The sequence below is a fragment of the Amycolatopsis sp. La24 genome (assembly GCF_029087445.1).
GTDB lineage: Bacteria > Actinomycetota > Actinomycetes > Mycobacteriales > Pseudonocardiaceae > Amycolatopsis > Amycolatopsis nivea.
The window spans coordinates 1-1107 of record NZ_JARACH010000146.1 but is presented as its reverse complement, the minus strand read 5'-3'; the positions used below and the strand labels follow the sequence as shown (position 1 = coordinate 1107).

At 70.1% G+C, this 1107-nt stretch carries 1 protein-coding gene; it reads right to left on the bottom strand.

Annotated features, from left to right (window positions below; all coding sequences use genetic code 11):
* Positions 1-59: 59 nt before the first annotated feature.
* Positions 60-893, bottom strand: a complete 834-nt coding sequence (locus tag PUT80_RS46210) for a transposase family protein (RefSeq protein ID WP_275295923.1) — start codon at positions 891-893, stop codon at positions 60-62.
* Positions 894-1107 lie beyond the last annotated feature (214 nt).

Sequence of the window (1107 nt, the reverse complement as noted above, 5' to 3'; positions counted from 1 at the left end):
TGGGGATTTTTCATCCTGGTTTGTGCTGGTCATGGCGGGTTGACGGGGTGTGGTAGTTGTCAGGCCGGGGTGGGCTGGGCGGTGTCGCGGACGGCTTGTTCGTGCTGGGTGAGGACGAGCAGGGCGCGGACGAGGGTGGTGGCGTGGCGTGGTGCGATGCGGAGTTTGTCGAGGACGCGCCAGGTTTTGAGGGCGGCGAAGCCGCCCTCGACCGCGCAGCGCATCGCGTTGAACACGCTGTTGGCCTGTTTCTGCGGCTCGGTGAGCGGCCGGTTGGTTTCGGCTTTGAACGGGGTGAGCACGATCTGCGCGCAGGGGCCGCCGCAGTCCGGGCAGTGGCGGGTGTCGCGGACGTCTTTGTGCCAGCCCTGGTAGCCCTTGTCCGCGGCGGGGGTCAGGCCGTGGGCGTGGAGGCGGTCGCGCAGCCGGTGGCGGCGGGCGGCGGTGATGTCGGCGGTCCTGCCCGGCAGTGCCGCCGAGACCCACAGCAGCCGTCCGTGTTCGTCGGCGAGGCCTTGGACGTTGAGGCCGTGGTGTTTGTGCTTGCCGCTGTAATTGCGGCGATTGTCTGTGCCGGTGCGGCGGCGGGTGCGGATCAGGGTCCCGTCGGCCAGCACCACCACCGCGCCGCGGGCGGCCAGCCGCCGCAGCACCCGCCCCAGCCGCGGCGCCCGGGCCGCGAGCAGGTCGATGGCTTCCAGCAGCCAGCGGCGGATCGTGGCGGCCGACACCGCGTTGGCGCGGGACAGGTCCAGCAGCCGCTGGTCGTGACGCAGCATCGCCAGCACCAGCACCGCCTGCTCGGCCGGGGACGCCTTGCGCCACCGCGACCCGATCGCCCGGCGGCGCCGGCCGATCAACCCGGCCAGCATCGCGATCGTGGGCGGCGACACCGGCAGCACGCTGCGATACGAGGCCAGAACCTGCTGTGAGACAGTGAGAGCGGAGCCCCCGGACGTTTTTTCTTGAGTCACGACTTGATCAACATCCGGGGGCTCCACCGCGTTCCCGCCCGGCCCACGCCCGCCCAGCAACTCCGTTACAGCACAACCACAACCAGCCCCGTCAACCCCACCTAACCAGCACCAACAAGATGAAAAATCCCCA